Source organism: Leifsonia shinshuensis, from assembly GCF_022606355.1.
Classification (GTDB): domain Bacteria; phylum Actinomycetota; class Actinomycetes; order Actinomycetales; family Microbacteriaceae; genus Leifsonia; species Leifsonia shinshuensis_B.
This window is the reverse complement of record NZ_JAHHZQ010000002.1, coordinates 441,283-465,285: the sequence shown is the minus strand read 5'-3', so window position 1 is coordinate 465,285 and position 24,003 is coordinate 441,283. Positions and strand designations below refer to the sequence as shown.

Genomic DNA, 24,003 nt, shown 5'->3' with positions numbered 1-24,003 from the left:
GCACTGTGACGGACGAGACCCCCACCGGCGAGAGCTTCGGCATCCACGGCAGGATCGACCAGGTCGATCTGCAGAAGGAGATGGAGCGCTCGTACCTCGACTACGCGATGAGCGTGATCATCGGGCGCGCGCTGCCCGAGGTGCGCGACGGACTGAAGCCTGTCCACCGTCGCGTGATCTACGCGATGTTCGACGGCGGCTACCGCCCCGACAAGGCGTTCTCCAAGTGCGCCCGCGTGGTCGGCGACGTCATGGGGCAGTTCCACCCGCACGGCGACTCCGCCATCTACGACGCGCTCGTGCGCCTCGTGCAGCCGTGGAGCCTCCGCTACCCGCTCGCCCTCGGCCAGGGAAACTTCGGCTCGCCCGGCAACGACGGCGCCGCCGCCCCGCGGTACACCGAGACCAAGATGGCGCCGCTCGCGCTCGAGATGGTCAGGGACATCGACGAGGAGACCGTCGACTTCCAGGACAACTACGACGGCCGGACTCAAGAGCCGTCCGTGCTCCCGAGCCGCTTCCCGAACCTGCTGGTCAACGGTTCGGTCGGCATCGCGGTCGGCATGGCGACGAACATCCCGCCGCACAACCTCCGTGAGGTGGCCGACGGCGCCCTCTGGCACCTCGCCCACCCCGAGGCTTCCCGTGAGGAGCTCCTGGAGGAGCTGATCAAGCGGATCAAGGGCCCGGACTTCCCGACCGGCGCGCAGATCCTGGGCATCAAGGGCATCCAGGACACCTATCGCACCGGCCGTGGTTCGATCACGATGCGCGCCGTGGTGAGCATCGAGGAGATCCAGGGCCGCGTCTGCCTGGTGGTCACCGAGCTGCCGTACCAGGTGAACCCGGACAACCTCGCGATCAAGATCGCCGAGCTGGTGAAGGACGGCCGGGTCGGGGGCATCGCCGACATCCGCGACGAAACCTCGGGCCGTACCGGCCAGCGCCTGGTCATCGTGCTGAAGCGCGATGCCGTCGCCAAGGTCGTGCTGAACAACCTGTACAAGCACACGCAGCTGCAGGAGAACTTCGGCGCGAACATGCTCGCGATCGTCGACAACGTTCCACGCACGCTCGCCCTCGACGGCTTCATCACGGCGTGGGTCGACCACCAGATCGACGTCATCGTGCGCCGCACGCGCTTCCGTCTGCGTAAGAAAGAGGAGCGGGCCCACATTCTGCGCGGCTACCTCAAGGCGCTCGACGCGCTCGACGAGGTGATCGCCCTGATCCGCCGGTCGGCGACGGCGGATGACGCACGCGAGGGCTTGAAGCAGCTGCTCGATGTCGACGACACGCAGGCCGAGGCCATCCTCGCGATGCAGCTGCGCCGCCTCGCCGCCCTCGAGCGCCAGAAGATCATGGACGAGCACGACCAGATCGAGCTCGAGATCCTCGACCTCAAGGCGATCCTCGAAGACCCGACGCGCCAGCGCACGATCGTCAGCGAGGAGCTCACCGAGATCGTCGATCGCTTCGGCGACGACCGTCGCACCGAGATCATGTTCGGCTTCGACGGCGACATGAGCGTCGAAGACCTCATCCCCGAAGAGGAGATGGTGGTCACCGTCACGCGCGGCGGCTATATCAAGCGCACCCGCAGCGACAACTACCGCAGCCAGCACCGCGGAGGAAAGGGCGTCAAGGGCGCCCAGCTGCGCGGAGAAGACGTCGTCGACCACTTCTTCGTGACGACGACGCACCACTGGCTCCTCTTCTTCACGAACAAGGGCCGCGTCTACCGCGCCAAGGCCTACGAGGTGCAGGAGGCCGGTCGCGATGCGAAGGGCCAGCACGTCGCCAACCTCCTCGCCATGCAGCCCGACGAGGAGATCGCGGAGATCCTCGACATCCGCGACTACGCGGCCGCCAAGTATCTCGTGCTCGCCACCCGCGACGGCCTGATCAAGAAGACCGCACTCGACGAGTACGACACCAACCGCTCGGGCGGAATCATCGCGATCAAGCTGCGCGAGGACGACGAACTCGTCTCCGCTCTGCTCGTCGAAGAGGACTCCGATCTGTTGCTCGTCTCCCGCAAGGGCATGTCCATCCGATTCACAGCGAGCGACGAAGCGCTCCGGCCGATGGGTCGCTCGACGTCCGGTGTGATCGGGATGCATTTCCGTGGAGACGACAGTCTGCTCGACGCAGCAGTGGTCTCCGACGAGGGCTACGTCTTCGTCGTGACCGAGGGAGGCTATGCCAAGCGCACCTCGGCAGATCAGTACCGCCTGCAGAACCGCGGCGGTCTGGGCATCAAGGTCGCGAAACTGAGCGACGACCGGGGAGACCTGGTGGGTTCTCTCATCGTCGACGAGGACGACGAGGTCCTGGTGGTCCTTGCCAGCGGCAAGGTGGTACGCTCTGCCGTGGCCGAGGTACCTGCCAAGGGCCGAGACACCATGGGTGTCGTTTTTGCACGTTTCGCCGAGTCCGACAAGATCATCGCTCTCGCGAAGAACACCGAGCGCAATCTGGATTCCCAGGTTTCCGATGCAGAATCGGATGCCGACGATGAGACCGGTCGTGCCGGGAAGGATGAAGCCGTAGATGAGCAGTAGCGTCGCCGAGAAACTCGCGAAGAAGTCGACACGACGACCCGCGTCCGCCAAGCAGGTGCGGCTGAAGCTCGTGTACATCGACTTCTGGTCGACCGTGAAGCTGTCGTTCCTCGCTGGCATCTGCCTCGCGATCATCGCGATCGTGGGCTCGTTCCTGATCTGGACGGTCCTCGACCGGACGGGCATCTTCGACCAGCTCAACGGGCTCGTGAAAGACATCTCCGGTGCCGGCGGCGGCGACCTCCGGTCGGTCCTCGGGCTCGGCCAGGTGATGGGCTTCTCGCTGGTCGTGGGCATCCTCGACATCGTCGTGGTGACCGCGCTCGGCGCCGTCTTCGCGCTCCTCTACAACCTCTCGGTGAAGATCACCGGCGGCCTGCTCGTCGGCTTCACGAACAACTGAGCGGCGGCGCGTACTCGATTTCACACTCCGGGCCAGATCAGGTACCCTCGTATCTGTTGCCCATTCGGGGATATAGCTCAGGCGGTTAGAGCGCTTCGCTGATAACGAAGAGGTCCGAGGTTCAAGTCCTCGTATCCCCACCATTCCTTTGACTGGAGGCCTCCTCCACAGGGGGCCTTAGCTCAGTTGGTAGAGCGCCTGCTTTGCAAGCAGGATGTCAGGAGTTCGAATCTCCTAGGCTCCACAGTTTTCTGAACGGTCAGTCTGGCTGACCCGTCTAGGCAGGCGGCTCGATCGCCCTCGTCGGCACCGTGCTCGAGTACGCGATGCTCGTCGTAACGCTGCCGAGGGTTCCGATCGTCCCGCTCACCTGCTCGACATGGCGCATCGAGGTCGCGACGACCTTCAGGATGAAGCAGTCGTCGCCGGTCACATGGTGCGCTTCGATGACTTCGGGCGTCCGTGCCAGCAGGTCGTGCAGCGGCTCGTACCGGCTGCTGGGATACCGCAGCCGCAGGAACGCGAGGATGCCGTATCCGAGGCGCTCCGGATCGATGACGGCCCGATAGCCGGAGACCACCCCGGCCTCTTCCAGTCGCCGGATACGCTCAGCGACGGCACTGTTCGACATGTGGACGGTACGGGCGAGCTCCGCGATGGACTGCCGGCCGTCGCGCTGAAGCTCGCCGAGGAGAGCGCGGTCGACGGCGTCGGCAGTGAATGGAAGATTCGCGGGCATGACGGGATTCTGGCACGAGAATCGCGGACAGTCAGCCTCAATGCCGCGAATCACCTGTTCAGATAGTGAAACGACCTCCCTAGTGTTGGTCTCATGAAGACGACGAGTACTGAGGCCGCCCGCCACTTCGCCGCCAAGCTCCGGTTCGAGACCGACCCGTCCGACGTGAAGGCCGCCCAGGACGCCGGCGAGCGCTTCGTCCTCGTCGACAGCCGCGGCGAAGCAGCCTGGCGTCAGGGACGCATCGCGGGCGCCGTGCACCTGCCGACGGCCGAGATCCCCGAACGGGCACTCACGACCATTCCGGTCGACGTGCCGGTGGTCACCTACTGCTGGGGGCCGGGCTGCAACGGGTCCACCCGCGCGGCACTCGCCTTCAGCCTTCTCGGCTACGAGGTGCGCGAGATGATCGGCGGCTTCGAGTACTGGGCGCGCGAAGGTCTGCCGGTCGAGGACGACAACGGCGAGCTGGTCCGAGCGGCGGATCCGCTCACGGCGCCGGTGAGCGGGGTGAGTTGCGCGTGCTGACTACTTCAGCAGCCGCGACAGCACACGGTCCGCGAGGGGTTTGCCGCCGGTCTGGCAGGTCGGGCAGTACTGCAGGGTGGAGTCGGCGAAGATCACCTGCCTGATCGTGTCGCCGCACACCGGGCACGGCTGGCCGGTGCGACCGTGCACGCGCATTCCGGACTTCTTCTCGCTCTTCAACTCCGATGCCGCGAGGCCCTCCGAACGAGTGAGTGCCTCGTGCAGCGTCCACTCGAGCGCCTCGTACAGGCGGTCGACCTCCTCATCGGTCATCGCCGCCGGCTTGAACGGCGACATCTTCGCGACGTGCAGGATCTCATCCGAGTAGGCGTTGCCGATCCCCGCGATGAGGCCCTGATTGCGCAGCACGCCCTTGATCTGAGCACGGCCCTGGCGCGCGAGGATGGCCGCGAACGCGTCGCGCGTGAAATCGGGGTCGAGCGGGTCCGGTCCGAGTCGGGCGATTCCGGGGACCTCTGCCGGGTCTCGGACGATCGAGATGGCGAGGCTCTTCTTCGTGCCCGCTTCCGTGATGTCGAGGCCGCTGCCGTCGTCGAGGACGAGCCGGGCGGCGAGCGGACCTTTGGTCGGTCGTCCCGATGGCGGCGGGGGCGCCGTCTCGCGCCAGCGGATCCAGCCGGCCCTGGCCAGATGGATGACGATGTGGAGTTCGTCGGCGGCGATGTCCAGGAACTTGCCGTGGCGAGTCACGCCCGAGATCGTGGTGCCTCTGAGCGCTTCGGGCGGAGGGTCGAACGTCTTGAGGGCGGAGAATGCGACGACGCTGAGCCGGTCGATGACGCGGCCGCTCAATCGCTCGCCGAGGTCGGCGGCGAGGGCTGTGACTTCCGGCAGTTCGGGCACCACCCCATACTGCCGCTCTCCGCCGACAAGCGGCAGTAGGGTGTCGGAATGGAGATCAGGGTCGCCGCGTACGGCGTCATCGTGGATGGGTCGCGGATCCTGCTCGCCCACTGGAACGAGAGCGGCCGTTCCGGCTGGACGTTACCGGGCGGCGGGATCGAGTCCGGCGAGGATCCACGGGACGCAGTGGTGCGTGAGGTCGCGGAGGAAACCGGTTACGAGGCGCGTGCCGGCGAACTGCTCGGAATCGACTCCAAGGTCATCCCCGCCGAGGCCCGTTTCATCGCCGACGCCGGACCGCTCCACGCGCTCCGCATCGTCTACCGCGCCACCGTGACCGGAGGCAGTCTGCGGAACGAGCTCGACGGCACTACCGACGAGGCCGCGTGGTTCTCGCTCACGGCCATCCCGAACCGCCGCGTCGACCTGGTCGACGTCGCCCTGAGGATGGCGGGACTCGGGGAGCTGGCCCGTCCGGAGCGGACCTGAACCCCAACGGACGGAGGATGCGTCAGGCGACGCGCACCACGCCCGGCTTCTCGGCCGGGATGATGATCCACATCGCGATGTAAGCGATGAACTGCGGGCCAGGGAGCAGGCACGACAGCAGGAAGAGCACGCGGACCGTCCAGGGCTTCATGCCGAAGCGGTGGGCGAGACCGGCGCACACCCCGGCGAGGATTCGGCCGTCGATCGGTCGTTCGAGGTTGTTCACACATCCAGCCTCGTGTGCCCGAACGCACCGCACCATCGGGGAAACCCCCGATTCATCCCGGAGGTGATCCCTGCGGGAGAGCTGCCGACTACTCGGCAGGAGGCGTGGTCGGCTCCTCGTCGGCGACCCAGAGCTCATCGTCGGCGCGGAAGGTCTGCCAGACCGCGTACAGCAGGCCGGCCGCCGCGACGATCCCGAGGCCGACGGCGATGACCGTGCCGGCGCCGGGGCCCGACTTCTCGGTCGCGGCCGTGGCGCGCTTGGTGATCTCTTTGCGCGCCTTGGTGAATTCACCGTTGAAAGCCGCGCTGCGCGCAGCACGTGCGTGGTCGACCACCGACAGAGCCGTACCCACCGCGGTGCCGACCGCGGGGATGACGTCGCCCACGAGACGATCGCGCGCGACGCCCGCGTAGTGCCCGGCCGACTCCTTCGCCGACTGCGCAGCCGGGCGGACGTAGGACTCGTAGCCGTCGCGTACCCGCGGCGCGATCTCTTCGCGGGAGTAATAGGCAGCCTGCTTGCGGGCCGCCGCGGCCAGAGCGTTCGCGTTCGCGAGCACCTCCTGCTGCTGCCCCCACAGGTCCTGCGCGTCACTCCGCAGACGGTCGAGCTCCTTCTTGCGCTTCTTCGTCAGGCTCATTCTGGACCTCCATTGCGTCGGCTGGGCGAACTGACTCCATCTTGCCACCGAAAGGCCTGAGGATGGCCCGAGAGCATCGGGGCCTTCCCGAAACCCGGTATGGCGCTGTGCAAGAATTGGTGCCATGTCTAAGCACACCGCTGTCGCCACGCTCCACACTAACTACGGAGACATCAAGGTCAACCTCTTCGGCAACCACGCGCCCAAGACGGTCCGTAACTTCGTGGGGCTCGCGACCGGTGAGATCGAGTGGACGCACCCGGCCACGGGCGAGAAGACCAACACCCCGCTGTACGACGGTGTCGTTTTCCACCGCATCATCCCGGGCTTCATGATCCAGGGCGGCGACCCGCTCGGTCAGGGCATCGGCGGCCCCGGCTACCAGTTCGACGACGAGATCAACCCGGAGCTCGACTTCACCCAGCCGTACATCCTCGCGATGGCCAATGCGGGCATCCAGGGCGGACGCGGCACCAACGGCTCGCAGTTCTTCATCACCGTGGGCCCCACCACGTGGCTGCAGGGCAAGCACACCATCTTCGGCGAGGTGGCCGACGACGCTTCACGCAAGATCGTCGACAAGCTGGCCGAACTGCCGACCGACGCCCGCGACCGTCCTCTCGACGACGTGGTCATCGAGTCGGTCGACATCGAACAGGCCTGAGCCGGCGGGAGCCGGACACCGGGGGAGCGGGCGGAGAGCGAGTACCGATGTCCCAGCCCGTCGACGCGCCGGCGAGTGTTTGCTACCGGCATCCCGATCGCACGACCTTCGTGCGCTGTCAGCGCTGCGGCAGGGCGATCTGCGGTGATTGCCAGACCCCCGCGGCCGTCGGAGTGATCTGCCCGGAGTGCATGGCCCAGCAGCGGGCCACCGCTCCGCGGACGCGGCCCGCGTGGATCTCCCGCGCCACCGGCCCAGGAGCCCCCGTGGTCACCTACGGGATCATCGCCGTGTGCGTGGTGGTCTTCATCGCTCAGAGCCTGCCGGTGGTCGGCGACTCCGTCACCCGCGCCATTCAGTACGCGGGTCTCTACTCGACGTCCATCGTCTTCGAGCCCTGGCGGATGCTGACCTCGATCTTCGCCCACGCGAGCATCATCCACATCGCGCTCAACATGTACACGCTGTGGATCTTCGGCATGATGCTCGAGCCGCTGCTCGGTCGCGTCCGCTATCTGGCGCTGTTCCTCATCAGCGGATTCGCCGGTTCGGTGGGCGTTCTCCTGCTGTCCGATCCGCGCGTGCCGGTCGTTGGAGCCTCCGGCGCCATCTTCGGCATGTTCGGTGCGTTCTTCATCATCCAGCGTCGGCTTGGCGGAAACGCGACCCAGATCCTGGTGCTCGTCGCGCTCAACCTCGCGATCGGCTTCCTCCCGGGGATGAACATCGCCTGGCAGGCCCATGTCGGTGGACTCGTCGGGGGTGTCCTCGTCGGGCTCATCTACGTCGAGACCCGCAAACCCTCGCGGCGACGGTGGCAATGGCCGCTGATCGTGCTTCTGTGCGTCGTGCTCGTCGGACTGAGTCTCGTGCACTATTCACAGCCGGTCGGCGCCTGAGACGCTTTTCCCACAGTGCGTGGATAAGTTATCCACAGCCTTATTAACAGTGGGGATAATTACACCGGTGTAACTCTCCACAGGCTTATTAACACTGGGGAGAAGCCGACTGTGGGCGGCTGGGTTGTGGGGAGAACTGCTGTGGATAAGTGGATCGACGAGGATGGCGTCAGGCTCAGCGCCAGCGCGTCGTCATCAGGAAGCCGATGAAGGCGATCCCGAAGCCGACCAGGATGTTCCACGCGCCGAGCGCAGGAATCGGGTACTGATTCTGGCTGACGTAGAAGACGATGATCCAGATGAGCCCGAGCAGCATGAAGCCGAACATCACGGGTTTGAACCAGACGGGGTTCGGGGTGTCCTCGCCTGTTGCGGCCGAGCTGCGCTCGGTGCGGGCGGAGCGCTCGAGCTTGGTCTTGGACTTGGTGCGTGCCATAGCACACAAGTGTAGCGGGAGGGATCTGAACGTTCGTGGCGACGGAGGCTTGCGGTTCCCGGGAAACACCCGGGTTTCGCGGGTGCTGGCACCGTTAGAATCTGTCATATGACCGTCCCTCCCGAACCCGAGCGCCGTCGTGGCTCCGGTAGGCGGTCGGCCCGCGGAACGCAGCGCAAGCGGGGACCGGTCGAGGCCACCATCGGCGTCATCGGGGAGCTGCTGATCACCGCGGGCATCCTCGTCGGCCTGTTCCTGGGCTGGCAGGTCTGGTGGAACAACCTCGTGCTGTCCGGCCAGCAGACGTCGGCGGCACAGGAGCAGAGCAAGAAGTGGATCGACGAGGCCACGACGACGCCGAGGCCCACACCGACCGACTCGACGAAACCTGTTGCCGTCGACCCGCCCGTGATGGCGCAGCCGGCGAGCTACGAGCCGTTCGCAGTGATCTACATCCCGCGCCTCGGACCGGACTGGAAGCGCACGATCCGCCAGACCGTAGACGTCGAGAAGGTGCTCAACAGCTACACCGCCGGCGTCGGTCACTATCCCGACACCCAGATGCCGGGCGAGGTGGGCAACTTCGCCGTCGCCGGCCACGACTCCGGCTGGGGCAACACCTTCATCGACCTGTCCAAGCTGCGGGTGGGCGACCACATCTACGTGCAGACCAAAGACGGCTGGTACACCTACGTGTTCCGCAATTTCGAGTACGTGCAGCCCACGCAGGTGCAGGTGATCGCCGCCGTGCCCCGACATCCCGATGTGCAGCCGATCGACCGGCTGATGACGATCACCACGTGCAATCCGCCCTTCCACGCCGGTGAGCGGCTGATCGCCTACAACGTGTTCCAAGGGTTCGCGCCGACGCAAGACGTCCCCGCCGAGATCCGTGGCGCAGTGACGGGAGGCTGAGACCATGTACGGAGCGCTGTGGCGCATACTCCCCGGACCGGTGTGGGTGCGGATCCTGATCCTGATCGTCCTCGCCGTGGTCGTGCTGTGGGCTCTGGTGACGTGGGTGTTCCCCTGGGTGGATTCGCTCTTGGGTCCGCAGGAAGGTACCGTGGGCCCGTGACCCGCGTACTCGTCATCGACAACTACGACAGCTTCGTCTACACGCTCAACGGCTACCTGCGCGAACTGGGTGCCGAGACGCAGGTCGTGCGCAACGACGACATCGCGGTCGAAGACCTCGCCGACCGGCTCGCCGACTACGACGCAGTGCTGGTGTCGCCCGGTCCGGGCAAGCCGGCGGACGCAGGAGTGTCCATCCCGATGGTCGAGCTGGCACTGGCGACGCGCACACCGCTGCTCGGCGTCTGCCTCGGTCACCAGGCGATCGCAGAGGCATTCGGAGGTGTCGTCACCAATGCCGAGGAGCTGATGCACGGCAAGACCTCCCAGGTCGAACACGACGACAGCATGCTCTTCGACGGGGTCCCTCAGCCGTTCACCGCCACCCGGTACCACTCGCTTGCCGTGGTGGACGGCACGCTCCCCGACGACCTCTTCGTCACCGCACGTACCGCCGGCGGCGTGATCATGGCGCTGCAGCACCGCGACGCCCCGATCTACGGGGTGCAGTTCCACCCCGAGTCCGTCTTGACGGAGGGCGGCTACCGGATGCTGGGCAACTGGCTCGAAGACGCCGGACTCGCCGGCGCGGCCGAGGCCTCCCGATCGCTGAATCCGCTCGTCAAGCTGGGCTGACCAGGGCCCCGCGTCGCCGTGGCGTGCGGGTCGAACCGGCCGAACCGGTCTGCCGCTAGCCCGAGCAGTAGGTGAGGCCGACGGTGCTGCCCTGGGGAACATCCCCGGGAGAGACCGACTGCGTGTGCACCAGCGGTGTTCCGGCGTTCTGCGGACACGTGGAGTCCGCTTTCGGATCCGCGGTGAGGCCGAGTTGCGAGAGCAGCGCCGTCGCGGCGGTGAGCGACTGGCCGGTCAGGTCGGTCAGCGTGACCTTGCCGCTCGAGATGGTGATCGCGATCGCGTCGCCCTCGTGCGCGGTGCCTCCCGCGGCCGGGTTCGTCTGGATGACCACGTTGGCCGGAACGGTCGCAGAGTTCTCCGTCGTCACCGGTCCGAGTGTCAGTCCGGCGGCCTGCAGGGCCTGCTTGGCGGCATCCTGGGTCATATTGGTGACGTCCGGGACGCTGACCGCCTTCTTGCCCGTCGAGACGTAGAGATTGATCGTGTCGCCGGTCGCGACGACGATTCCCGCGGCGGGGTCGGTGCGCGTCACCTGGCCGGCGGCGTAGGTGGAACTCTCTTCGCTCGTCTGCGTCCACTTGAGGTGGAGGTCTTCCAACTGCTTCGTGGCCTTGTCGAGCGTCTGGCCGGAGAGGTTGGGGACCTCCCGGGAGGTCTCGGGCATGGTCGTGTTCGGCGCGAGTCTCAGCACCCACGCGAGCACGGCGACGATGACCACCGCCATGACGGCGATTCCCGCCCAGATCCAGATGACAGGGGGGCGTCGCTGTGTGCGAACGAGAGTCTGGTCCTCCGCGAGCTGACGGAACGCGGCCTCCGGGCCGGAGACAGAGCTCGGCGGCGCGCCGAAGAGCGTCTCGGCGAATTCGTCCTGCTTCTTGTGAACGGGGACACGCCCCGCCGCGGCCTCGTCGAGATCGTGGCGGAAGTCCGCGACCGTCTGATAACGCTCAAAGCGGTCCTTCGTGAGCGCGTGAGCCACGACCACGTCCATGGCGGGCGAGACCTTGGGGTTGATCGTGCTCGGCGCGACCGCGGTCTCGCTGACGTGCTGGTAGGCGATCGCGACCGGGGTGTCGCCACGGAACGGCGGCCGACCGGTGAGCATCTCGAACAGCACGACGCCGGTCGAATAGAGGTCGGTGCGCGCGTCGACGGTCTCGCCCTTGGCCTGCTCGGGCGAGAAGTAGCTGGCGGTGCCGAGCACGGCCGTGGTCTGTGCGACCGTCGCCGACGAGTCGCTGATGGCGCGGGCGATGCCGAAATCCATCACCTTGACCTGGCCGGTCGTCGTGATCATGACGTTGCCTGGCTTGATGTCGCGGTGCACGACCCCGGCGCGGTGCGAGTACTCGAGCGCCGTGAGGATGCCCTCCGTGATGCGAACGGCCTCAGGGACCTCGAGCGGCCCGCGCTTGATGAGATCCTTCAGAAGAACGCCGTCGACGTACTCCATCACGATGAAGGGGAGTTGCGCTTCGTGACCGCTCGGCTCACGGACGGTCTCTTCGCCGGCATCGAAGACGCGAACGATCGTCGGGTGCGTCATCCGCGCGGCGGCCTGGGCCTCCTGACGGAAGCGCGTGCGGAATGCCGGGTCTGTGGCGAGCGACGGCTTCAGGAGCTTGATGGCCACGGTGCGCCCGAGTCGAGTGTCGACGCCACGATGCACGTCGGACATGCCGCCCCGGCCGATGAGTTCGCCCACCTGATATCGACCTGCAAGCAGGCGGCTATCTGGGCTCAAGACGACTCCTTCTCGGGTGACGGGCTCCGGATAGTGTAGCGGGCCGACTCTGGATGTCTCCCCCGTGCAGGGGACGGGAGTTCACCGGCCGCGTCGCGCGGCGCCGCTCAGGGGCTCGGGGTGGACGACGAGCCGCCGGAGGCCACGACCGTGTACGGCACAGTTGGCGACTGCGACGACTCGACCGAATCTCCTTGGTTGCAGAAGATCGAGTAGCTGAGCGTGTAGTTTCCTGCCGCGGTCGGGGACCAGACGACCTTGGTGTCGTTGACGGGAGCCTGCGGGGCTCCGTTCACGAACAGGCGCCGACCGGTGAGGTTCTGTCCAGCAGGGCACGTCGCCGAGCCGAACGACACCGTGATCTGAGAGTTGGCCGCTCCCTGGCCCGACGGCGGGTTGGCGGACACGGTGTCTGACGGCGTCGGGATCGGAGTCACGGGGCCGTACACCTTGACGGTGATCGTCGAGCCCTTCTGCACTGGGCCGGTCGGGTTCACCGAGTAGACGGTATTGACCTCGCCGGCCGTCGATGCTGCCGAGCCGGTCTGCACGTCGGCCACCATCCCCGCCGCCTGCAGCTTCTGGCGAGCCTGGTCGGCCGTGAGACCGAGATAGTCGCCCTCGGAGATCTGGACGGTCGTGCTGGTCTCGGTCGGCGATGGCGACGGCGACGGCGACTTCGGGGTGTGCGCTGCCGTCGTGGTCGTCGTCGGCTCCGGCGTCTTGGGCTGGGCGAGCAGGGCGATGATCGTGCCGATGAGCACGAGCGCGAGGAGCGCGATGAGGGCGATCAGCGGCCACGTCCACGGGCTGCGCTTCTTCTCCTCGACGGGCTCCTCGGTCGTCTCCTCTTCGACGGCCTGCCCGGCCGCCGCGGCCGGCAGCACCGTGGTCGCCTGGGTGGGCGCGGCGTTCGGCGATGTCATCAGCACGGTCGCCGCGTCGGTCGCGGCCGCTGCCCCGAGCACAGCGGGAACGGAGGCCGCCGCTGCGCGGATGTCACCGCGACGCAGAGCCTGGGCCGCGCGCGCGAGGTGTGCGGCCGATGCCGGCCGGTCTGCCGGATTCTTCGCGATGCACGCGAAGACCAAGTTACGTACCGGCTCCGCGACTGTTGCGGGAAGCTCCGGAGGAGCCTCGTTGATCTGCGCCATCGCGATGGCGACCTGGGACTCGCCGGTGAACGGGCGGCGCCCTGCGAGGCACTCGTACGCGACGATGCCGAGCGAGTAGATGTCCGTCGTCGGCGAAGCCGGATGCCCGGACGCCTGCTCGGGTGACAGGTATTGCACGGTGCCCATGACCTGACCCGTGGCGGTGAGCGGGACCTGGTCGGCGATGCGGGCGATTCCGAAGTCGGTGATCTTGACGCGGCCGTCCGGGGTGATCAGCAGGTTGCCGGGCTTGATGTCGCGGTGGACGAGGCCGGCGGCGTGAGCGGCGTGCAGCGCGGCGGCGGTCTGCGCGACGATGTCGAGGGTGCGGTCGGTGCTGAGGATGTGCTCGCGCTCGAGGATGGTGGAGAGAGCCTCGCCGGGCACGAGCTCCATCACGAGGTAGGCGCTGCCCTCCTCCTCGCCGTAGTCGTAGACGTTCGCGATGCCTTCGTGGTTGACGAGTGCGGCGTGGCGGGCCTCTGCGCGGAACCGCTCGAGGAATCCCGGATCGCCGAGGTACTCGTCTTTGAGGATCTTGATCGCGACGGTGCGGCCGATGACGAGATCCGTCGCCTGCCACACCTCGCCCATGCCGCCGATCGCGATGCGCGACTGCAGCTCGTACCGTCCTCCGAAGGTGAGCCCTGCTGTGGGTCTCATTTATTCAGCACCGCCTCTAGTACTTTCTTAGCAATCGGGGCGGCGATGGAGTTACCCGTGCCGCTCTGACCGCGTCCACCGCCATTTTCAACGACAACCGCAACAGCGAACTGAGGATCGTTGGCCGGCGCGAACCCCGTGAACCACAGCGTGTACGGGTCGTTGTCCCCGTTCTGCGCCGTCCCCGTCTTACCGCCGACCTGAACCCCGTCTATTCTTGCATTGCTCGCCACGCCGTGATCGACGCCGTCGACCATCATCTGCTTGATGGTGTCGGCGTTCTCCTGGCTCATCGGCTGGGAGAACTGCGCAGGCGTGAAGCTCTCGATGGTCTGCAGATCGGACGACCGGATCGCGTCGACCAGGTTCGGCGTCATCAGCTTTCCGCCATTGGCGACGGCCGCGGACACCATCGCCATCTGCAGAGGGGTCGCACGGTCGTCCTTCTGGCCGAAGGACCCCAGCGCCCGCTGGGCGGGGTCGGTGTAGAGCGGATAGACGCTCTTCTCGACGGGGATCGGGATCTTGAACGACTGATTGAAGCCGAACTTGTCCGCCTGATCTTTGATCACCTGTGGCTTGAGCTGCATCCCGAGCTCGGCGAACGGGATGTTGCAGGAGAGGATCTGGGCCGTCGCGATCGAGACGGTCTCGCCAGGGCCGCAGGTGGTGAGCGAGTCGTTCTTCACGACGGTGGGTGAGCCGGGGAGCGGCAGCGACGCCGGGTTCGGGAGCTGGCTGTCCTTGGTGTACTCGCCGGTACCGAAGGCCGAAGCGCTCATCACCGGCTTGAAGGTCGAGCCCGGCGGGTTGAGGTTGCCCCCGATGGTGCGGTTGATCAGGGGGTCGCCCGCGGTGTCGAGCAACTGCTGATAGGTCGCGTTGACGGCTGCGGTGTCATGGGACGCCAGGACGTTCGGGTCGTAGGTCGGTTTGGACACCATCGCGAGGATCCGGCCGGTCTTGGGTTCGAGGAGCACCACGGCTCCCTGGTAGTTGCCGAGCGCATCCCACGCCGCCTGCTGCGCCTTCGGATCGATCGTCGTCTCCACACTGGCCCCCTGCGGGTTCTTGCCCGTGAGGATCGCGTTGATGCGGTCGAAGAACTGCGAGTTGGACGTGCCGGCAAGCTTGTCGTCGAGCGCTCCCTCCAGGCCCGTCGCCTCGCCGTTGATCGGATAGAAGCCGGTGACGGCGGAGTACAGCGGACCGTTGCTGTACACGCGCTGCCACTTGTAGACGTCGCTGGACGGCACGGACTGGGCGATGGGCTGCCCGGCCACCAGGATCGCGCCACGCTGGGCGGCGTAACTGTCGTTGCGGGCACGGGTGTTGCGCGCGTCCGCGGCCAGGTTGTCCGCCTGCACGACCTGCAGGATCGTGGTCGACACCAGCAGAGCGAGGAACATGGCGAGCACGATCGTGCTCACCCTCTTGATCTCGCGGTTCATCGCTCAGCTCACCACCAGACGGGGTTGGTTGCGGACGGTGTCGGAGAGGCGCAGGAGGAGCCCGACGATGATCCAGTTCGCCACCAGTGACGAACCGCCCGCCGCGAGGAACGGGGTCGTGAGGCCCGTGAGCGGGATGACGCGGGTGACGCCTCCGATGACGATGAAGCACTGCAGTGCCAGCGTGAACGAGAGGCCGACCGCGAGCAGCTTTCCGAAGTCGTCCTGCCCGGCGAAGCCGATCCGCAGTCCCCGTGCCACGAAGATGAGGTACAGCGCGAAGATCGCGAACAGGCCGGCCAGTCCGAGCTCTTCACCGAGGCTGGCGATGATGTAGTCGCTCTGCGAGACCGGGGTGACCCAGGGCTGGCCCTGGCCGAGCCCCGTTCCGATCAGCCCGCCGTGCGCCAGCCCGAAGAGGCCCTGCACCAGCTGGAAGCTCCCGCCCTGCTCGTCGTAGACCTTCTGAGCGAACGGGTTGAGCCAGTTCGCGAAGCGGTCGTTGACGTAGGGAAGGAGCTGGCTGGCGACGACAGCCCCTCCGACGATCAGGAGAAGGCCGAGGATGACCCAGCTGATCCGCGCCGTCGCGACATAGACCATGACGAGGAAGAGCCCGAAGATCAGGAGGCCGGTGCCCAGGTCGCGCTGGAAGACGATGACGGCCATCGACATCAGCCAGACGATCAGCAGCGGGCCGAGGTCGCGGGCGCGCGGGAAGCGGATGCCGAGGAACTTCTTGCCGACCATGGAGAGCGAGTCACGGGCCTGCACGAGGTAGCCAGCGAAGAAGACCGCGAGGCAGAGCTTCGCGATCTCGCCGGGCTGGAAGCTGAACGGGCCGATGCCGATCCACACACGCGCGCCGTAGATCTCGCGGCCGATTCCGGGAAGCATCGGCAGCAGCAGGAGCACGAGGGCGGCCAGACCGAAGATGTAGGTGTAGCGCTGAAGCACGCGGTGATTCCGGATGATCATCACGACGGCGATGGCGCACGCGATCGCCAGCGCGGCCCAGACGATCTGCTTGACACCGGCGCTGTCCCAGCCCGAATCCTTGTAGTGGATGTCGATGCGGTAGATCTCGGCGATGCCGATGCCGGTGAGCACGGTCGCGATCGGCAGCAGGAACGGGTCGGCCTGCGGCGCGACGAACCGGAGCGCGATGTGCATGCCGATGACGAGCACGGACAGTCCCGCCCCGAGGTAGACGAGGGTCAGGTCGACGTGTCCGAGCGCGCCGAGCTGCACCAGGACGACTGCCGCCGCGTTGATCCCGCACGCGATGAGCAGCAGCAGCAGTTCGAGGTTCCGCAGCTTCGCGGGCAGGCGCAACCGCTTGACCGGGCCGGTGGCCGGCCTGGCCTGCTTGCGTTCCCTCACGTCACTTGGCGGCATCGGTCAACTGGTCCACGATCGCCCTGGCTGCCGCCAGGTCGTCAGCGTTGATGGTCTGCTGCACGAGTTGCTTGTCGTACTGGGGCAGGCTCTTGACCGGCACGTCGCTCTCCTCATAGACGTGGGAGAGGACGATCGGTCCGAGATTCTGCTGTACGCCCTGATAGATCGCGACCTTGCCCGCGGGGGAGGCGCCGACGAAGAAGCGCGACTGGGTCCACTGGTACCCGAAGAGCACGGCGAGGACGATCGCGATGACGAGTACCGCCAGCCCGATCATCCAGGTGAGGCGCCGACGCCGCACTCGGCGTTCGTCCTCCTCGATCAGCTCGTCGAGGTAGTCGTCCGACTCCGGCTCGAAGTGGGTCGGCCCGGTCGCCGGCCGGACGGGGTGGAGGCGCAGTGTGGGAAGGCGGGCGGCGCGCGTGGTGGGCTTCGGCTCGCCGAACTGGAGCGGTGCGGAGGCCGACCCCACGGTCACCGGGTCTTTGACCACATCGCCGCGGCTCACGTCGCCGATGTCGAGGATCACCACGGTGACGTTGTCGGGCGCGCCGGCGTCGAGGCTCTGCTTGACCAGCCGGTCGGCGACCTGCTTGGGTGCGTCCTTCGATGCGAGGGCCGCGAGGAGGTCGTCGTTCTTGACGACACCGCTGAGCCCGTCCGAGCAGATCAGCCAGCGGTCGCCCGGCCGGGTGGCGAGGATGAGGGTGTCGATCTCCGGGGAGGCGTCGACATCGCCGAGCACGCGCATGAGCACGGAACGGCGGGGGTGGACCATCGCCTCCTCCTCCGTGATCCTGCCGCTGTCCACCAGTCGTTGGACGAAGGTGTGGTCGACGGAGACCTGGCTGAGTTCGCCCTCGCGGAAGAGGTAGATGCGCGAGTCGCCGATGTGGGCGATCGCGACCTCGTCGCCCACGCGCAGGAGCGCGCTGACGGTGGTGCCCATGCCTGTGAGCTCCGGGTGCTCGAAGACCGTCTCGGCGAGCAGCGAGTTCGCTGCGATCAGCGCGGACTGCAGCGCGAACTCGGCCTCCGAGGCCGTCTCGTAGTCGCCGTCCGCCTCGCGGATGCGGTTGACGGCGATGGCGCTGGCGACGTCTCCGCCGGCATGGCCGCCCATGCCGTCGGCCACCACGAACAGCTCACGCCCAGCGTAGCCGGAGTCCTGGTTGTTCGAGCGGATCTTCCCGGTGTGGGAGACGGCCGCTGCCCGGTTCGCTGCCACCGGTTACCGTCGCAGCTCGAATGTGGTCGTCCCGATCTTGATCGGGGTGTCGAGCGGTACCTGGGTCGGGACGGTGACGCGTCGACCGTCGAGGAACGTTCCGTTGGTGGAGTCGAGGTCTTGGATCATCCACTCGTCGTTCCAGAGCAGGAGACGCGCGTGGTGGGTGGACGTGTAGTCGTCGCGGATGACGAGGCCGGATTCGCTCGAGCGTCCGATGGTGATGGGGTCGCGACCGAGGGCGAGTTCGGTGCCCGAGCGCGGCCCTGAGGTGATGACCAGCCGATGCGCGGTCTGGACGCTGGCGTTGGTGCCGCCGCCCGCCGTGTTCGCGCCGGAAGGGAGGCTGGACACCGGGGCGTGCTTCATGACCGGTTCGGTCGGCCCTGCGGCGCCGGCCGGCGCACCGGCGGGGACGGGAGCAGGAGCCGCCGTGGGGAACGGCGAGGCGGGCGCCTGTGTCGCCTGCGTCTCGGGGAGCTTGCGGACACGCTGGCCGAACAGATCGGTGCGGAGCGCGTACACGATGCCGAAGACGAAGAGCCAGAGGAGCAGGAGGAACCCGAAGCGCAGCACCAGGAGCGTGAGCTCGCTCGGGTTCACGAGGTGCTCCAGAAGTTGTCGCCCTGCGTGGAGTGCGGGGATGGCGCGGCTTGGGGGAGCACCCGGAACACGATACGGGTGCGCCCGATGGTGACGACGGAGTCGGGTTCGAGGATCGCCTTCTTCACCGGCTGCCCGTTCAGCTTCGAGCCGTTCGTGGAACCCAGGTCTTCCACCTGTGCGCGGTGGCCGTCCCAGGTGATCATGACGTGACGGCGGGAGATGCCGGTGTCGTCGACGGTGATGTCCGCGTCGCCGCCGCGGCCGACGACCGTCCGTCCGCCGGTGAGCGGGTAGTGGCGTCCGTCGATGTCGAGAATGGGAGTCCAGGCGACATCGCCCTTGACGTTCTCGGAGTCGATCTGCAGCATCCCGACGCTGATGTCCTCGTCCTCCACCAGCTCGATGGAGAGCCCGCCCGCGAACTGGTAGTGCTGGCTGGTCGCGTGCTTCTGCGCGAACGAGACGAGCTCGTCGGTGAGCGCGGCACCCATCGACCGCATGCGCTTGTAATCGGCGGTCGACATGCGCAGGACGAAGCGGTTCGGGGCCAGAACGCGGTCGCGTGCGACGACGGCGGCCCGCGTGTCCATCTCTTTGCGGATGGCGCTGGTGAGCTCGACAGGCTGCAGCCCAGAGCGGAAGGTCTTCGCGAACGCGCCGTTGACGGCGCGCTCGAGCCCCCGCTCGAAGTTGTCCAGAATGCCCACTAGTCTCCCGCTCCCGGCTTGCCAGCTACATGCATGTTAGTCGGAACGCCCTGGAAGACACCCCGGACTGCTGGCTGAGCGGCGAAGATCGGGGATGGGCACGCCCGGCCGATTCGTCGGCGGCGACGCGCTCGTGTTAGTCTTCCTTGGTTCGCGCGAGTGGCGGAATTGGCAGACGCGCTGGCTTCAGGTGCCAGTGCCCGCAAGGGCGTGGGGGTTCAAGTCCCCCCTCGCGCACGGAGGGTGGATTTCAGAATCTCCGAAGGGGGATTTCGAAATTCGCTCGGACGAACGAAGAAGGGCCGGATCGACTGGAAACGTCGATCCGGCCCTTCGCATTTGGGGATCATTTGCCCCGATGACGGGGTTCGGGTCAGCGGGAAGTGGCTGGATTCCGCTATTCGGGCAGGCTGAAGCGCCCTGTCTTGCGGGTGAAAATGTCTTGGCCTGTCGGCTGACTAGGCGGGCGGCGCTGTTGCCGTCGTCGCGGTTCGAGCGAGCGTCGTGCCGGTCAGGGTCTTTCGACGTCGGATGCGGTGCTTCGGCTCGACGCTGCGTTCGTGGTCCTGGACGAAGAAGGACTCAATCTTGCGGAGGTTAGTAGAGGCAGCGGCGAGAGCCGCTGCGAGGTAGTGGAAGGCGTACCCCCGCCCCGAGCGCTTGCGCTTGTTGGCGATGTCTTCGCGCCCGGCCTCCTTGAGCATCTTGTGGGACGACTCTACGAGGCTGCGCATACCGTAGAAGGCCTGGTGTTCGGGCGACATGTATGGGAACTCCTGCAGGTACTTGACCGCAGGCGGATTCTCCTTCCGCTTCTTGCCCTTCGGAGGTGTTCCCGCGTCGATCGGAATCGTGATCGTTCCTGGCGTCGTCGGGGTGATCATCTTCTTTGAGCCACGGTCGTAGGCGATGTAGGTGCCCGGACGTGGGTAGCTGTAGCGCTGGTAGCCGTCAGCGTCAGGTCGACCTTTCGGAATCATGCGGTACGGCTTGCGGTTCTTGAGTAGCGTCTTCAGGGCTTCCTCATCGATTACAGTCCGCTTTTCGCCCGTGTCCGGATCCTCGACTTCCGATCGAATTGCCTTCATTCCTTCGATGAGGTTTTCAGGCATGGTGGTGACATACCAAGTGCCTTCGACCAGGATGAGGTCCTTGTATTCGCTCTGGATGCCGAGCTCGTCCTTCTTGTAGTCGATCGCCAGCTTCCAGCCATTCAGGCGTACCGGTATCTGGAAGTTCTTCGCTTGCTCGCCGTTGTAGGCGCGGTCCGCCATGATCATCCCGGGCCTGACGCCGAGTCTCTCGACGGATTCCACGAGGCGAAGTCCGTGTCCGACCAGGCGTCCTGGCTGGTGGAACGTCACAGCGAGCGTCAGAGAAGGGAAGAGGTTCCGCTCACCTGGGTTGTTCCAGACCATGACAGCGTTCTCGAGTTCATACGCGGCGACGTCGGTCTTCGCGCCCTCGCCGTTGTGGTTGCCTTCTCGGCGGTAGCGCTCGGCAAAAGGGTCGGCGTTCGTTCGTTTGCGACGGTCATCTGGAGAGTTAGGGCGCCCCGCGATTTCGAGCTTGGTGGCGTCGATTGCGATGTTGCCGTTGTAGCGGGCCCAGATGTCCGAGGGAAGCATTCGCACCGTTGCGTGTACGAGTTGTTCGCACATCCAGTCCAGCTTCACCATCGCGACCTTTGTGGCGATGCGTCCTTCGACGCTGTCCCACTTCGTACGCTGTGCGGCGAATTCAGCTTGGTCGAGGCGCTTGTTCCTCCGCGAAGGGTAGGGGTCCATGAGGTTGAGCAGGTTGACGGTCGACCGTCGCATCCGCTGGTACCAGCCGCCACGCGAGGTGGCCGCATCGTTGATACCGAGCATCGATCGGTGCTCCGCGTCGAATCGGTAGTGGAGCGTGTTGGCGATTTCCTGGTAGTTGGCGCCGAGACCCATCTGGATGTGGATAAGCAGGAGAATGAGGACCGCGCGGTACGGGATGGTGGGCTTTCGACCGGCGCCGCTCTTGCGCTTTGCAGAGTCCCACTCGTCCAGTCGGGCCACCACACCGGAGTTGTCGACGATGCGTGCAGCGAGCGCGAGGTACGCCTTGGACATCGGGCCGTACTTGACGCGTTCTCGCGTCAGTTCGTCACTGCTTGCGACCCCGAAGGTTTCAAGCATGCGTCGGGTAAGCAGCTTCTCCGGGTCCTCGCGGTTGGCGCTCACTTGTCACCGCCACTGTTACGGATGGCGGAGCGGTAGGACGCGACGTCCATCTGTTGGACGAAGGCGAGATAACGGGGGAGATTCTCGAACTTGTCGAAGCCGAGTGCTCGGAAGAGTTCCTTGATCGGGACGCCGGCTTGAAGCCTTCCGACGATCCAGGTCGATCGCAGTCGGTCGCCTCGCGGGTGCTTGCCGATCGTGTACTGGGTGAAGCTGCTGAGCAGGTTGCCGCCGTCGCTGCGGTTCGGAGGACCCCAGAGAGGTACGTCTTGGTCTGCGTCTTCGAGCAGAGCGATGCACCAGTCCTCCCACTCTGCGAGGAGTGGGACCGAGCGTGGATTGGTTCCTCCGCGGACGTTGATGAAGACGCCGAGGTCGTCGATGAGGACGTCCTCTGCCGCGACGTCGATGATCTCGACTGGCCGCAGGGCTGCTCCGGCGCAGAGGATGAGCATCAGCATCGCCTTGCGACGCTTGGCCTGCGTCTTCTGCCCGAGAGCCCAGGACCGGAACTCTTCCATCTCTTTCGGGCCGTATGGGTGGGCGATGCCCTTTCGGCTGAGAGGTGTCATCGAAGCGCCTTGCTCCGTCGGTAGGAGCACCTGTGAGATCCGGAGCAGCATTGATCGGTAATTGCGTCGTGTTCCCTCGCTGCGGCCGCGGTTCTCTTCGGTGGCGTAGACGTTGATGACCTGACGGCTGAAGATGACGTCTGTCTGGAGTGGCAGTCCACGTTCCACAACTGCCCAGGTCACGAAGGCGGTCGTGATGGTGACGAGGAGTTTTGCCGAGTAGGCGGTCTGGGGTGCGGCGAGCGAGCAGGCGTCTCGGACGAACTCGGCGATGCGCGGCCACGTCTCGGTGTCGCGGCGAGGCTTGTACGTCGTCATCGCTTCACGGGCTTCGAGGGGCAGCGCGTTGTGACCGATGCGGGTCAGGAGCGCGGCGACCGATCCGGTCTGTCGCGCGAAGGCGCCGACGGCGTCGGCGAGATCGGATGCATGGCTACGCGCCCAGGTCGTGTCGCCGAAGGAGAGGCGCTCGTCGAGGCGCACCTGTTCGGGAGTGCGGAGGGGTGATTGAGCTGCGTGCGGTCGGCGCGATCTCGTGGAGGCGTGGGTCATGCCTCCGGCTATGCCAGCTCGGGTGGCTCCAGGTGTGAGTTATGAACGAAGGCGCACGTGCGCTCAGAAGTAGTGCGCCGTCCACGACCAGTCTTCGTTCCGTGCCGCGGCGAGGACCGATTCGTCACCCTGTAGGAGGGCGTCGATGGGTGCGCTGCCGTGGTGTCTCGGGTTCCAGCCGCTTACCCAGAGCGCCCAGAGCCATTCTTCTTCGCAGGAGCGCGCGAGCACCTCAAGCAGGCACCTCAACTTGGGGAGCACACGATACCCAGTGCTGTCGGCGCTGGCGTCTGCGAGAGCAAAGACTGGATAGAGGATCGTCCCTCGTGCGTCGTGGACCTCGAGGATCTCTTTCTGCACCGCGAGTTCCCTCACTCGGCTAGCGGGAACATGCAGTTGTCGCGCGAGTTCGTCGAGAAGTAGATACGGGCCAAGTTCGATCTGCCACTTCTGGCGGAGGTGAATTGGAGTTCGAAGTGTGGTTGTCATCATGGCCGTTATGAGACACTATTGCTGTAGATACAGCAGCGCGAGGCGGTTGCCGATGTGAAGGGAGTGGCGATGGTGCTGCGATCGCGCCATGTGGTGCGCCCATCGTCTAGCGTGGTCGCATGGCCCGTCCGTTGCGTGTTAGTCCGAACCTTGGGCTCGACGACTGGCCGACCGCACGGATGAGTGACCATGCGCACGAAGCTGCGCGCCGTTTCGTAATCAACCTCAAAGAGGCGATGGGCGGCGACAGTGTCCTCTCGACGGCGAAGCGGGCCGGCGTGGATCGGAATTCGCTGCGACTCGTTCTTGAAGGTCGCACGTGGCCTGATGCCCGACTGGTGGCCCGGCTGGAAGCGGCCTTCAAGAAGACACTGTGGCCTGGGTACTTCGAGGAATGACATCGCCTACTCCTCGATAATCGCCTCGATGGCGATAATCGGCGACGTGACCTGCCACAAGTAGTCGAACACCTCATCGAGCTCGGGCGAATCGGGCTCCAGGGTCCAGAACCCCGATGTCCCCACCTGCCCCTGGATGATCATGCGCAGTTGGTGCATCCCGTCCCAGATGTCGTGATGGGATCTCTCTCCTGGTGTTCGGGTGACGGTGTGTGAGGAAAGGTCGAAGACGTACACGGAGCCGGAGCGGGTAGTCACGCGGTAGCGCCCTTGATCATCGGGGATTCGATCGAGCGTCATCGCTCACCTCCGAGGAGCTTCGCCCGGTAGTAGAGGAGCGCATCTACGTACACCTCGGCGTCTTCGTCGAGCACGAACTCGAGGGCGGTCAGTGATGGCTTGATGCCTGGGATCGTGACGGCGACGCAGCCGACGAGCTGTGAAACGGTGCGTCCGACGAAGATCGTCCCGTAGTCGAAGCTGACAGAGCCGGCGGGCATCAGTAGCTCGAGGTCGCGAATGTATGCGATCGCGAACTCACGCTTGGCGTCCGCCTCCGCTTGAGTGCGGTAGTAGTGAACCTCGTCCATCATCAACTCGCCCTGCTGTAGATACAGCGGGTGAGGTAACAATAGCAGCAGCTTG

The 24,003-nt window shown here is 66.0% G+C and carries 27 protein-coding genes and 3 tRNA genes; 13 read left to right on the top strand and 17 right to left on the bottom strand.

Annotated features, from left to right (window positions below; all coding sequences use genetic code 11):
• Positions 1-5 precede the first annotated feature (5 nt).
• From gyrA to KNO15_RS09050, 4 genes are all read left to right on the top strand, one after another.
• On the top strand, positions 6-2,564 hold the full coding sequence (gene gyrA, locus KNO15_RS09065; RefSeq protein WP_241703285.1) for a DNA gyrase subunit A: 2,559 nt from the start codon (positions 6-8) through the stop codon (positions 2,562-2,564).
• Positions 2,554-2,967 (top strand): DUF3566 domain-containing protein, encoded by a 414-nt coding sequence (locus KNO15_RS09060; protein WP_208038698.1) that lies wholly within the window; start codon positions 2,554-2,556, stop codon positions 2,965-2,967. The genes gyrA and KNO15_RS09060 overlap by 11 nt, the downstream gene beginning before the upstream one ends.
• Before the next feature lie 66 nt (positions 2,968-3,033).
• Positions 3,034-3,110, top strand: a tRNA-Ile gene (locus KNO15_RS09055).
• Between the two features lie 28 nt (positions 3,111-3,138).
• Positions 3,139-3,211 (top strand) — tRNA-Ala (locus tag KNO15_RS09050).
• A gap of 33 nt (positions 3,212-3,244) precedes the next feature.
• Here KNO15_RS09050 and KNO15_RS09045 read toward each other — a convergent pair.
• Complete coding sequence (locus KNO15_RS09045) at positions 3,245-3,706, bottom strand: Lrp/AsnC family transcriptional regulator (protein WP_241703283.1); 462 nt, start codon at positions 3,704-3,706, stop codon at positions 3,245-3,247.
• 93 nt (positions 3,707-3,799) lie between these two features.
• On the opposite strand from KNO15_RS09045, the gene KNO15_RS09040 reads away from it, so the two are divergent.
• Positions 3,800-4,234, top strand: coding sequence for a rhodanese-like domain-containing protein (locus tag KNO15_RS09040; protein WP_241703282.1), 435 nt, complete (start codon positions 3,800-3,802; stop codon positions 4,232-4,234).
• Here KNO15_RS09040 and KNO15_RS09035 read toward each other — a convergent pair whose 3' ends face one another.
• Positions 4,235-5,098, bottom strand: a complete 864-nt coding sequence (locus KNO15_RS09035; protein WP_241703280.1) for an Fpg/Nei family DNA glycosylase — start codon at positions 5,096-5,098, stop codon at positions 4,235-4,237.
• A 48-nt stretch (positions 5,099-5,146) separates the two neighbouring features.
• Here KNO15_RS09035 and KNO15_RS09030 point away from each other — a divergent pair, with 48 nt between their 5' ends.
• Positions 5,147-5,587 carry an NUDIX hydrolase gene (locus KNO15_RS09030; protein ID WP_241703278.1) on the top strand — a complete coding sequence of 147 codons (441 nt, stop codon included), beginning with the start codon at positions 5,147-5,149 and terminating at the stop codon, positions 5,585-5,587.
• Between the two features lie 22 nt (positions 5,588-5,609).
• Here the strand turns inward: KNO15_RS09030 and KNO15_RS09025 are convergent, their stop codons facing one another.
• Positions 5,610-5,813, bottom strand: coding sequence for a PspC domain-containing protein (locus tag KNO15_RS09025; RefSeq protein ID WP_241703277.1), 204 nt, complete (start codon positions 5,811-5,813; stop codon positions 5,610-5,612).
• A gap of 88 nt (positions 5,814-5,901) precedes the next feature.
• Entirely contained in the window at positions 5,902-6,456 is a 555-nt protein-coding gene (locus tag KNO15_RS09020) for a hypothetical protein (protein ID WP_241703275.1), read from the bottom strand.
• A 124-nt stretch (positions 6,457-6,580) separates the two neighbouring features.
• Here KNO15_RS09020 and KNO15_RS09015 point away from each other — a divergent pair, with 124 nt between their 5' ends.
• Together KNO15_RS09015 and KNO15_RS09010 are read left to right on the top strand one after the other, a co-directional pair.
• Positions 6,581-7,120 carry a peptidylprolyl isomerase gene (locus KNO15_RS09015; RefSeq protein ID WP_241703273.1) on the top strand — a complete coding sequence of 180 codons (540 nt, stop codon included), beginning with the start codon at positions 6,581-6,583 and terminating at the stop codon, positions 7,118-7,120.
• A 47-nt stretch (positions 7,121-7,167) separates the two neighbouring features.
• Positions 7,168-8,019, top strand: a complete 852-nt coding sequence (locus tag KNO15_RS09010; RefSeq protein ID WP_241703271.1) for a rhomboid family intramembrane serine protease — start codon at positions 7,168-7,170, stop codon at positions 8,017-8,019.
• A 175-nt stretch (positions 8,020-8,194) separates the two neighbouring features.
• Here KNO15_RS09010 and KNO15_RS09005 read toward each other — a convergent pair whose 3' ends face one another.
• Positions 8,195-8,455 (bottom strand): cell division protein CrgA, encoded by a 261-nt coding sequence (locus KNO15_RS09005; RefSeq protein WP_208038690.1) that lies wholly within the window; start codon positions 8,453-8,455, stop codon positions 8,195-8,197.
• Between the two features lie 108 nt (positions 8,456-8,563).
• On the opposite strand from KNO15_RS09005, the gene KNO15_RS09000 reads away from it, so the two are divergent.
• Genes KNO15_RS09000 through KNO15_RS08990 form a run of 3 tightly spaced genes read left to right on the top strand, consistent with a single transcriptional unit; the run spans position 8,564 to position 10,168 of the window.
• A complete protein-coding gene (locus KNO15_RS09000; RefSeq protein ID WP_241703269.1) occupies positions 8,564-9,370 on the top strand; it encodes a class E sortase in 807 nt (268 codons plus the stop codon).
• Between the two features lie 4 nt (positions 9,371-9,374).
• The gene (locus KNO15_RS08995; protein ID WP_241703268.1) at positions 9,375-9,533 is read left to right on the top strand and encodes a DUF4175 domain-containing protein; all 159 of its coding nucleotides are present in this window, start codon (positions 9,375-9,377) and stop codon (positions 9,531-9,533) included.
• Positions 9,530-10,168 (top strand): anthranilate synthase component II, encoded by a 639-nt coding sequence (locus KNO15_RS08990; RefSeq protein WP_241703266.1) that lies wholly within the window; start codon positions 9,530-9,532, stop codon positions 10,166-10,168. The genes KNO15_RS08995 and KNO15_RS08990 overlap by 4 nt, the downstream gene beginning before the upstream one ends.
• Before the next feature lie 55 nt (positions 10,169-10,223).
• Here the strand turns inward: KNO15_RS08990 and pknB are convergent, their stop codons facing one another.
• The 7 genes from pknB to KNO15_RS08955 all read right to left on the bottom strand — a co-directional run bounded on the left by pknB (position 10,224) and on the right by KNO15_RS08955 (position 19,128).
• Positions 10,224-11,918, bottom strand: a complete 1,695-nt coding sequence (gene pknB, locus KNO15_RS08985; protein WP_278046497.1) for a Stk1 family PASTA domain-containing Ser/Thr kinase — start codon at positions 11,916-11,918, stop codon at positions 10,224-10,226.
• Between the two features lie 107 nt (positions 11,919-12,025).
• Positions 12,026-13,735, bottom strand: a complete 1,710-nt coding sequence (locus KNO15_RS08980) for a serine/threonine protein kinase (RefSeq protein ID WP_241703264.1) — start codon at positions 13,733-13,735, stop codon at positions 12,026-12,028.
• Positions 13,732-15,186, bottom strand: coding sequence for a peptidoglycan D,D-transpeptidase FtsI family protein (locus KNO15_RS08975; RefSeq protein WP_241703263.1), 1,455 nt, complete (start codon positions 15,184-15,186; stop codon positions 13,732-13,734). The genes KNO15_RS08980 and KNO15_RS08975 overlap by 4 nt, the downstream gene beginning before the upstream one ends.
• 3 nt (positions 15,187-15,189) lie before the next feature.
• Positions 15,190-16,584, bottom strand: a complete 1,395-nt coding sequence (locus KNO15_RS08970) for an FtsW/RodA/SpoVE family cell cycle protein (RefSeq protein WP_241703262.1) — start codon at positions 16,582-16,584, stop codon at positions 15,190-15,192.
• Complete coding sequence (locus KNO15_RS08965; RefSeq protein ID WP_241703261.1) at positions 16,571-17,815, bottom strand: PP2C family protein-serine/threonine phosphatase; 1,245 nt, start codon at positions 17,813-17,815, stop codon at positions 16,571-16,573. Before KNO15_RS08965 ends, KNO15_RS08970 begins: the two co-directional genes overlap by 14 nt.
• Before the next feature lie 3 nt (positions 17,816-17,818).
• On the bottom strand, positions 17,819-18,418 hold the full coding sequence (locus tag KNO15_RS08960; RefSeq protein WP_241703260.1) for an FHA domain-containing protein FhaB/FipA: 600 nt from the start codon (positions 18,416-18,418) through the stop codon (positions 17,819-17,821).
• Complete coding sequence (locus tag KNO15_RS08955) at positions 18,415-19,128, bottom strand: FhaA domain-containing protein (RefSeq protein WP_241703259.1); 714 nt, start codon at positions 19,126-19,128, stop codon at positions 18,415-18,417. The genes KNO15_RS08960 and KNO15_RS08955 overlap by 4 nt, the downstream gene beginning before the upstream one ends.
• Positions 19,129-19,281: 153 nt before the next feature.
• Between KNO15_RS08955 and KNO15_RS08950 the strand changes: the two genes are divergently transcribed.
• A tRNA-Leu gene (locus KNO15_RS08950) sits at positions 19,282-19,365 on the top strand.
• A gap of 221 nt (positions 19,366-19,586) precedes the next feature.
• Here the strand turns inward: KNO15_RS08950 and KNO15_RS08945 are convergent.
• From KNO15_RS08945 to KNO15_RS08935, 3 genes are all read right to left on the bottom strand, one after another.
• Positions 19,587-21,344 (bottom strand): hypothetical protein, encoded by a 1,758-nt coding sequence (locus tag KNO15_RS08945; RefSeq protein ID WP_241703258.1) that lies wholly within the window; start codon positions 21,342-21,344, stop codon positions 19,587-19,589.
• Positions 21,341-22,399, bottom strand: coding sequence for a hypothetical protein (locus KNO15_RS08940; protein WP_241703256.1), 1,059 nt, complete (start codon positions 22,397-22,399; stop codon positions 21,341-21,343). The genes KNO15_RS08945 and KNO15_RS08940 overlap by 4 nt, the downstream gene beginning before the upstream one ends.
• Before the next feature lie 132 nt (positions 22,400-22,531).
• The gene (locus tag KNO15_RS08935) at positions 22,532-22,960 is read right to left on the bottom strand and encodes a hypothetical protein (RefSeq protein WP_241703254.1); all 429 of its coding nucleotides are present in this window, start codon (positions 22,958-22,960) and stop codon (positions 22,532-22,534) included.
• Positions 22,961-23,079: 119 nt separating this feature from the next.
• Between KNO15_RS08935 and KNO15_RS08930 the strand changes: the two genes are divergently transcribed.
• On the top strand, positions 23,080-23,358 hold the full coding sequence (locus KNO15_RS08930) for a hypothetical protein (RefSeq protein ID WP_241703252.1): 279 nt from the start codon (positions 23,080-23,082) through the stop codon (positions 23,356-23,358).
• A 6-nt stretch (positions 23,359-23,364) separates the two neighbouring features.
• Here the strand turns inward: KNO15_RS08930 and KNO15_RS08925 are convergent, their stop codons facing one another.
• Together KNO15_RS08925 and KNO15_RS08920 are read right to left on the bottom strand one after the other, a co-directional pair.
• Positions 23,365-23,658, bottom strand: a complete 294-nt coding sequence (locus KNO15_RS08925) for a hypothetical protein (protein WP_241703251.1) — start codon at positions 23,656-23,658, stop codon at positions 23,365-23,367.
• A complete protein-coding gene (locus tag KNO15_RS08920) occupies positions 23,655-23,951 on the bottom strand; it encodes a hypothetical protein (protein ID WP_241703249.1) in 297 nt (98 codons plus the stop codon). The genes KNO15_RS08925 and KNO15_RS08920 overlap by 4 nt, the downstream gene beginning before the upstream one ends.
• Between the last annotated feature and the right edge of the window lie 52 nt (positions 23,952-24,003).